Origin of the sequence: Erythrobacter sp. CCH5-A1, from assembly GCF_001557115.1 — a bacterium.
In the GTDB taxonomy this organism is placed as follows: domain Bacteria; phylum Pseudomonadota; class Alphaproteobacteria; order Sphingomonadales; family Sphingomonadaceae; genus Erythrobacter.
The window spans coordinates 1-8207 of sequence record NZ_LSKQ01000095.1 but is presented as its reverse complement, the minus strand read 5'-3'; the positions used below and the strand labels follow the sequence as shown (position 1 = coordinate 8207).

The window sequence follows — 8207 nt, the reverse complement described above, 5'->3', positions numbered from 1 at the left end:
GGGGAGTATCAGCGACAACCAGTCCCCCTCCCGCTTGCGGGAGGGGCTGGGGGTGGGAAAGTGGCTCAACCCTTCGGCAGCGGTGCGAGGCGGCCCCAGCAGTTTTCCTCGCTGTACATATGCGTCGGCGTCAGGGTGCCGTCGGGGCCTCTGGAATAGGTCGGCTGGCACAGGATCGCGTCGCCATTGTTGAAGAAGACGAGCAACACGCCGCTCGGATTGCCAGGGAGGCTGGCGGGGTCGCGGGACTCGCCCATGCAGTCAGGCGCGCCGTTGGATGCCATCGAGCGGGTGTAGAGCCAGGTGTCACCCTCCTTGCGCTCGGTGCGCCAGATGTTGTCGATCCGCTCCTCGCCGCTCTCGACCCGGCCGGTGCCGTCCGCGTTGAAGTGCCAGACTTCGATGCATTCGGGCTTGCCGTCCGGGCCCTTCTGGGTGGCGGTCATGCGCCAGCTGCCGGCCTTGACCAGCCGCTCGGCCGAGGCGGCAGCCAGGTCCGTGTCGTCCTGAGCGGCAACGGCGGTGGTGCCGATCAGCACCCCCGCCGCCGCCAGTGTCGCAATCGCAGCGCGCATCAGCCCTCGTCGGTCTCGTTCTCGGGCTTCTTCGCAGCAGCCCCCTTCTTCTTCACCGAAACCTTTTTCGCCGGCTTCACCTTGGGCGGGGCCGGGGTCATCTCGAAGGCGGGCTTGCCGTCCTTGATGCTGACATGGACCTCGCCGCCCTCGGAGAGCTTGCCGAACAGCAGTTCCTCGGCGAGCGGCTGCTTGATCTTTTCCTGGATCAGGCGGGCCATCGGGCGGGCGCCGTAGAGCTTGTCGTAGCCCTTGTCGGCGAGCCAGCCGCGCGCGTCGCTGTCGAACTGGATGTGGACGTTCTGTTCGGCCAGCTGGAGTTCCAGCTGGAGGATGAACTTGTCGACCACGCGCGCGACGATACTCTTGCCGAGATAGGCGAAGGGCACGATCGCATCGAGACGGTTGCGGAATTCGGGGGTGAACATCTTCTTCACCGCCTCGTCGCCCGCGTCTTCCTTCGACACGTCGCCGAAGCCGATGCCCTGCCGCGCCATGTCGGCCGCGCCCGCGTTGGTGGTCATGATGAGGACTACGTTGCGGAAATCGACCGTCTTGCCGTGGTGATCGGTCAGGCGGCCATTGTCCATCACTTGGAGCAGGATGTTGTAGAGGTCCGGGTGGGCCTTCTCGATCTCGTCGAGCAGCAGCACGCAATGCGGGTTCTGGTCGACGGCATCGGTGAGGAGGCCGCCCTGATCATAGCCGACGTAGCCCGGAGGCGCGCCGATCAGGCGGGAAACGCTGTGGCGCTCCATGTATTCGGACATGTCGAAGCGCTTCAGTTCGATCCCCATGATCGCGGCGAGCTGGCGGGCGACCTCGGTCTTGCCGACGCCGGTGGGGCCCGAGAACAGGAACGAGCCGATCGGCTTGTCCGGATCGCGCAGGCCCGCACGGCTCAGCTTCATGGCGGTAGCGAGGCGCACGATCGCATCGTCCTGCCCGAACACCACGTGCTTGAGATCGCGTTCGAGGTTCTCGAGCGCCTTCTTGTCGTCCTTGCTGACCGACTTGGGCGGGATGCGCGCCATCGTCGCGATCACCTGTTCGATCTCCCGCGCGGTGATGGTCTTCTTGCGGCGACTGGGGGGCACCAGCATCTGCATCGCGCCGACTTCGTCGATCACGTCGATCGCCTTGTCGGGCAGCTTGCGGTCATTGATGTAGCGCGCCGAAAGCTCGACCGCGGTCTTGATCGCGTCGGGGGTGTACTTGACCTTGTGGTGATCCTCGAAAGCGGTGCGCAGACCCTTAAGGATCTTGATCGTGTCCTCGATGGTCGGCTCGTTGACGTCGATCTTCTGGAACCGGCGCAGCAGGGCGCGGTCCTTTTCGAAGTGGTTGCGGAATTCCTTGTAGGTGGTCGAGCCGATGCAGCGGATCGCGCCCGACGACAGGGCCGGCTTCAGCAGGTTCGAGGCGTCCATCGCTCCGCCGCTGGTCGCGCCCGCGCCGATCACGGTGTGGATCTCGTCGATGAACAGGACGGCATGGGGCATGCCCTCGAGTTCGCTCACCACCTGCTTGAGGCGTTCCTCGAAGTCGCCGCGATAGCGCGTGCCCGCCAGCAGCGCGCCCATGTCGAGCGAGTAGATCACCGCCTCGGCGAGCACCTCGGGCACATCGCCTTCGACGATCTTGCGCGCGAGGCCCTCGGCGATCGCGGTCTTGCCGACGCCGGGATCGCCCACATAGAGCGGGTTGTTCTTCGAACGGCGGCACAGGATCTGGATCGTCCGGTCGACCTCCGGCCCGCGGCCGATCAGCGGGTCGATCTTGCCGGCCTCGGCCTTGGCGTTGAGGTTGACAGTGAACTGGTCGAGCGCGGTTTCCTTCTTGTTGCCGCCCTCCTGCTTGGTCTGCGCCGATTCCTCGGCCTTGTCGGTGCCCTGCGGGGTCTTGGGCTCGATCTGGCGGCCGCCCTTGCCGATGCCGTGGCTGATGTAGCTCACTGCATCCAGCCGGCTCATGTCCTGCTGCTGGAGGAAATAGACCGCGTAGCTGTCGCGTTCCGAAAACAGCGCGACCAGCACGTTGGCGCCGGTCACCGTGTCCTTGCCCGAGGACTGGACGTGCAGGATCGCGCGCTGGATCACCCGCTGGAAGCCGGCAGTGGGCTGGGGATCCGCCCCGTCTTCCGTCTTAAGTGATTGATATTCCTGATCAAGATACTGCTTCACCACCTCGCCCAGTTCGGCGAGGTCAACCCCGCAGGCGGCCATCACCGCCGCGGCGTCCTCGTCATCGATCAGCGCGAGCAGCAGGTGCTCGAGCGTGGCATATTCGTGCCGCCGGTCGGACGCGTTGCCGAGTGCGTTGTGCAGCGTGCGTTCGAGGTTCTGGGCGAAGCTGGGCATGGGAGAGGCCTTTTCAGCGGGTGGATGCCCGTGGCGAGGGGGCGGAGGGAGCCATTTGCCGGTAATATGGGTGGGCGAGCAGGAATTGCGAATCCCTTGTAGGAACTACGCAGGAAACGCGTGAGCGGATCATCCACCCCCCTTCCCGAACAGCGCATCGGCAGCGGCGCGGTGCGCGGCAGCCTTGGCGCGGTGGGCGGAAACGCGGGCGATTTCAGCCTCCAGCAGCGCAATCCGTTCGTCGAGCTCGGCCTGCGAGTAGGGGCCGAGATCCTCGGCGGCGAGGCGGCTCGCGGCATCTCCGACAGGCCGGGGGCGATCGGGTTCTTCCATTGCCTCGCAGCATCCGCCCCAAGCGGCTTGCTGTCAATCGGCGAGACGGTTATTCGCAGGGCGAACTTTGGTTAAATTGCGCTTGCGGGGACGACGGTAATGGGGGCGAGTGGCGGTCCGGGTGTGCCGGAAACCATGCATTCGATTGGCTTCGACGCGCCCGGCGGGCCCGAGGTGCTGCGCCTTCAAACCAGCCCCGTGCCGAGTCTGCGCCCGGACGATGTGCTGATCCGCGTCGCCTATGCCGGGGTCAACCGGCCCGATTGCCTCCAGCGCGCCGGGCTCTACCCCCCGCCGCCGGGCGCCTCGCCGCTGCTGGGCCTCGAGGTCTCGGGCGAGATCGTCGCCGTGGGCACCGAGGTCCCGCGCGAGATGATCGGGCAGCACGTCGCCGCGCTCACCCCCGGCGGGGGCTATGCCGAATATTGCGCGGCGCACTGGCAGCACTGCCTGCCGGTGCCGACCGGCATGCTGCTCGCCGAGGCCGCCGCCATCCCCGAGACGCTGTTCACCGTGTGGCACAACCTGTTCGAGCGCGGCATGGCGCGCGATGGCGAGCGGGTGCTGGTCCACGGCGGGACATCCGGCATCGGCACCATGGCGATCCTGCTTGCCCGCGCCTTCGACATGGAGGTCATCGTGACCTGCGGCGATGATGCCAAATGCGCCGCCGCCACCCGCATCGGCGCGACCCACGCGATCAATTACCGCCAGACCGACTATGTCGAGGCGGTGATGGCCCACACCGGGGGCAAGGGCGTCGACATCGTGCTCGACATGGTCTCGGGCGATTATGTCGCGAAGAACCTCAAGTGCCTCGCCGAGGACGGTCGCCACGTGACCATCGCGGTGCTGGGCGGCACCAAGGGCGAGATCAACATGGCGCAGGTGATGATGCGCCGCCTGACGCTGACCGGATCGACCCTGCGCCCGCGCTCCGACGCCTTCAAGGCCGCGCTCGCCGACGAGATCGTCGAGAACGCCTGGCCGCTCTTCGCCGAGGGCGAGATCGCGCCCGTCATGGATATAAGCTTCCCGCTCGCCGAAGCCGCCGCCGCCCACGCGCGGATGGAAGCGGGCGCGCATATCGGGAAGATCGTGCTGGAAGTGGCCCAAGACACTGGCAATGGCTGAGGCGCTGACCCTTCACCAGGATCCCCGCAGCGGGAACTGCTACAAGATCGCGCTCACCGCCGCGCTGCTCGGCCTGCCGCTGGCGACCCGCGAATACGACATCATGCAAGGCGAGACACGGACGCCCGAATTTCTCGGGCGGGTCAACGCCAATGGCCGGATTCCGGTGCTCCAGATCGGGGAGGGTGCCGCGGCGCGCTTCCTGCCCGAAAGCAACGCCGCCTGCTGGTATCTCGCCAAGGGGTCCGCGCTGATCCCGCAGGAGCGCTTCGGCGAGGCCGATTGCCTGCGCTGGATGTTCTTCGAGCAGTACAATCACGAACCCAACGTCGCCACGCTGCGCTTCTGGCTGCGCTTCGTGGGCGAGACCAACCTCTCGGCCGAACAGCGCGCGCAGATCATGGCCAAGCGCATGGCGGGCTGCGCGGCGCTGGCGCTGATGGACAAGCATCTGGCGAACCACGCCTTTTTCTGCGGCACGGCGCCGAGCCTCGCCGATATCGCGCTGTTCCCCTACACCCACGTCGCCGAGGAGGGCGGCTTCGGCCTGGGCGATTATCCGGCGGTAAAGGCGTGGATCGCGCGGGTCCAAGGGCTCCCCGGCTTCGTCCCGATGGGTTGATCGACGGGCTGGCTGCAGCAATCGACAGACACGCGCGGTCGGCGCTTGATTTGTCGCGCGATAGTCATAGTTTGGTCAGGAATGGCCCTGCATGAGTCACGATTGACTCGTTCACCTTTCGGAAAATGACGCGGAATCGTCATTTGTCTGTGAGTCGGCTGTAACAATTGCCTGCCATGGGGGTCGAACGAGACATGACACTCAAGGGTTACCCATGACCAGTGCCGACCTCTCCGACCTGATCAGCGACAACATTGCCAGCTTCCCCGGCTCCGCCCCGCGCATCCCCGAACCCGAGGGCAACGCCCGGCGCTCGTACCGCACGATCTGGATCAGCGACGTCCACCTCGGCACCAAGGGCTGCAACGCCGACATGCTGATCGACTTCCTCGATCACACCGACAGCGAGACGATGTACCTCGTGGGCGACATCATCGATGGCTGGCGGCTGAAGAAGAAGTTCTACTGGCCATCCGCCCACAACGATATCGTCTGGCGCATCATGAAGCGCGCCCGTCGCGGCACCCGGGTGATCTACATCCCCGGCAACCACGACGAGATGTTCCGCCAGTTCACCGGCCTCAATTTCGGCGGGATCGAGATCCGCCGCGCGGCCTTCCACGACACCGCCGACGGGCGCCGCCTGATGGTGCTCCACGGCGACGAGTTCGACGCGGTGATGCTCTCGCACCGCTGGCTCGCCTTCGTGGGCGACCATGCCTACCACTTCATGATGAAGTGCAATGTCGCGGTGAACACCGTGCGGCGCTGGATGGGCAAGCCCTACTGGTCGCTGTCCAAGGCGGCCAAGCACAAGGTCAAGAACGCGGTCGAATTCATCGGCAAGTACGAGGAAGTCGTTGCCCGCGCCGCCGGCGAGCGCGGGGTCGACGGGGTGGTGTGCGGGCACATCCACACCGCCGAATTCCGCATGTTCGATCACAACGGCAAGGCGATCGAATACTGGAACGACGGCGACTGGGTCGAAGGCTGCAACGCGCTGGTCGAGCATCATGACGGGCGGATGGAAATCCTCCACTGGCCCGAAGAGATGGCGCGCCGTGCCGAGGGCGAGCCCGATGCTGCTGCCGCTGAGGCTCCCGCGCAAGGTTCGGCGCGCGAGGCGGCGTGAACCGGCTCACGACGATCCCGACCGACAGCGCCTCGCCCGCCCCGGCTTCCATCCTTCCTGCGGGCCCGCTGCCTGCGCCTGACGCGGCGCCCGAGCTTGTCCCCGCATCGATTGCGATCGTCACCGATGCCTGGCACCCGCAGACCAACGGCGTGGTGCGCACCCTGTCGACCACCTGCGAGGTGCTGCGCGGCTGGGGGCATCAGGTCACGGTGATCAGCCCCGAAGGCTACCCTTCGGTCCCCGCGCCGACCTATCCCGAGATCCGCCTTGCGCTGACCGCGCCGGGCGCCGTCGGGCGGCGGCTCGCGAAGATCGCGCCCGATGCGGTGCATATCGCCACCGAGGGCCCGCTCGGCTTTGCCGCCCGCCGGTATTGCCTGCGGCGCAAGGTGCCTTTCACCACCGCCTATCACACCCAGTTCCCCGATTACATCGCGCGCCGCACCGGGCTCCCGGCGCGCTTCTTCTGGCCCTATATCCGCTGGTTCCACCGACCGGCGCAGCGCATCATGGTCGCCACCGAGACGATCCGCGCCCAGCTGCGCGAGCAGGGCCTGACCCAGCTCACCCACTGGAGCCGGGGGGTCGACCTTGCCTGCTTCTCCCCCGATGCCCCGCCGCCGCCCGAATATGCCGGCCTCGAAGGGCCGATCCTGCTCTATGTCGGGCGGGTCGCGGTCGAGAAGAACATCGAGGCCTTCCTCGCCTGCCCCTATCCCGGCACCAAGGTGGTGGTGGGCGATGGCCCGGCCCGCGCGAGCCTCGCGGCGAAATTTCCGGACGCGCTGTTCCTCGGCAAGAAGACCGGCGTGGAGCTGGCCGGGTGCTACGCCGGGGCGCATGTCTTCGTCTTCCCGAGCCGCACCGACACCTTCGGCCTCGTGATGATCGAGGCACTCGCTTGCGGCACGCCGGTCGCCGCCTTCCCGGTGCCCGGCCCGCTCGACATCGTGACGAGCGAGGTCGGCGCGATGCACGAGGACCTGACCCGCGCGATTGACGCCGCACGCTATTGCGACCGCGCCGCTTGCGCGGCCTATGGGGCAAGTTTCAGCTGGGACGCCGCAACCCGCCAGTTCCTGACCGGACTGGTGGCGCTGGAAGAGGATGAGGCCGTCTCTCTTCAAACGCCGGACGTGTTCTAACTTCCTTTTCCTTGCCGTTCCGCACGGTTTCGCCTATCTGAGACTCCAAGGCGGCCGCTCCGAAAGGGGCGGCCCTTTCATTTTCAACGGAGATTTCCCCCATGGCGACCAAGGATCAGCCCAAGCCGCTGATGCCGCATGCCACCGCGACCTGGCTGGTGGACAACACGGCCCTGTCGTTCGAGCAGATTGCCGAGTTTTGCGGCCTCCACATCCTCGAAGTGCAGGCAATGGCCGATGACCTTGCGGGCAGCAAGTACACCGGCCGCGATCCGGTGCACTCGGGCGAACTTACCCAGGCCGAGATCGAGAAGGGCCAGGCGGACCCGGCCTATGTGCTCAAGATGCACAAGGCGCCGGTCGAGGTGACCCGCACCAAGGGCCCGCGCTACACCCCCGTTTCGAAGCGGCAGGACAAGCCCGACGGCATCGCCTGGATCCTGCGCAACCACCCCGAGGTGTCGGACGCGCAGATCTCCAAGCTGATCGGCACCACCCGCAACACCATCGGCGCGATCCGTGACCGTTCGCACTGGAACATCCAGAACATCAACCCCAAGGACCCGGTCACGCTTGGCCTGTGTTCGCAGCGCGAGCTTGACGCGATGGTCGCGAAGGCCGCCAAGCGCGCCGGAATCTCCGAGGACGCCGAAGGCGCGCTCCGGCCCGAGCGCAACGATCGCGAGAAGCTGATCGAGGAACTGCGCGCCGAACGCGATGCGACCCACAAGGCCGCAGCGCAAGCCGCGCAGGAAGCCGAGGCCGAAGCCTGGCTCGCCCGCAAGCGCGAAGCCGAAGCCGCCGAAGGCAAGATCGACCCCGAGAGCGGGTTTATCTGATAACCCCTTCGTCACCCCGTGCTTGACACGGGGCTTGGCTTTCCTTGTTTGCGTGCCCGCCTCC

General features: G+C 66.5%; 8 protein-coding genes. 5 read left to right on the top strand and 3 right to left on the bottom strand.

Going from position 1 to position 8207, the window contains the following annotated elements:
* Positions 1-65: 65 nt before the first annotated feature.
* The 3 genes from AX708_RS04495 to AX708_RS04485 all read right to left on the bottom strand — a co-directional run bounded on the left by AX708_RS04495 (position 66) and on the right by AX708_RS04485 (position 3268).
* Positions 66-575, bottom strand: a complete 510-nt coding sequence (locus AX708_RS04495) for a hypothetical protein (protein ID WP_066529451.1) — start codon at positions 573-575, stop codon at positions 66-68.
* Entirely contained in the window at positions 575-2935 is a 2361-nt protein-coding gene (gene clpA / locus AX708_RS04490; protein WP_066529453.1) for an ATP-dependent Clp protease ATP-binding subunit ClpA, read from the bottom strand. The genes AX708_RS04495 and clpA overlap by 1 nt, the downstream gene beginning before the upstream one ends.
* A 129-nt stretch (positions 2936-3064) precedes the next feature.
* Complete coding sequence (locus AX708_RS04485; protein WP_066529455.1) at positions 3065-3268, bottom strand: DUF1192 domain-containing protein; 204 nt, start codon at positions 3266-3268, stop codon at positions 3065-3067.
* Positions 3269-3403: 135 nt separating this feature from the next.
* On the opposite strand from AX708_RS04485, the gene AX708_RS04480 reads away from it, so the two are divergent.
* The 5 genes from AX708_RS04480 to AX708_RS04460 all read left to right on the top strand — a co-directional run bounded on the left by AX708_RS04480 (position 3404) and on the right by AX708_RS04460 (position 8143).
* Positions 3404-4402 carry an NAD(P)H-quinone oxidoreductase gene (locus AX708_RS04480; RefSeq protein WP_066529490.1) on the top strand — a complete coding sequence of 333 codons (999 nt, stop codon included), beginning with the start codon at positions 3404-3406 and terminating at the stop codon, positions 4400-4402.
* A complete protein-coding gene (locus AX708_RS04475; RefSeq protein ID WP_066529456.1) occupies positions 4395-5024 on the top strand; it encodes a glutathione S-transferase family protein in 630 nt (209 codons plus the stop codon). Before AX708_RS04480 ends, AX708_RS04475 begins: the two co-directional genes overlap by 8 nt.
* Before the next feature lie 214 nt (positions 5025-5238).
* The gene (locus tag AX708_RS04470) at positions 5239-6156 is read left to right on the top strand and encodes a UDP-2,3-diacylglucosamine diphosphatase (RefSeq protein ID WP_066529458.1); all 918 of its coding nucleotides are present in this window, start codon (positions 5239-5241) and stop codon (positions 6154-6156) included.
* A gap of 50 nt (positions 6157-6206) precedes the next feature.
* Positions 6207-7304 carry a glycosyltransferase family 1 protein gene (locus AX708_RS04465; protein ID WP_082745562.1) on the top strand — a complete coding sequence of 366 codons (1098 nt, stop codon included), beginning with the start codon at positions 6207-6209 and terminating at the stop codon, positions 7302-7304.
* 101 nt (positions 7305-7405) lie between these two features.
* Complete coding sequence (locus AX708_RS04460) at positions 7406-8143, top strand: DUF1013 domain-containing protein (RefSeq protein ID WP_066529461.1); 738 nt, start codon at positions 7406-7408, stop codon at positions 8141-8143.
* Positions 8144-8207 lie beyond the last annotated feature (64 nt).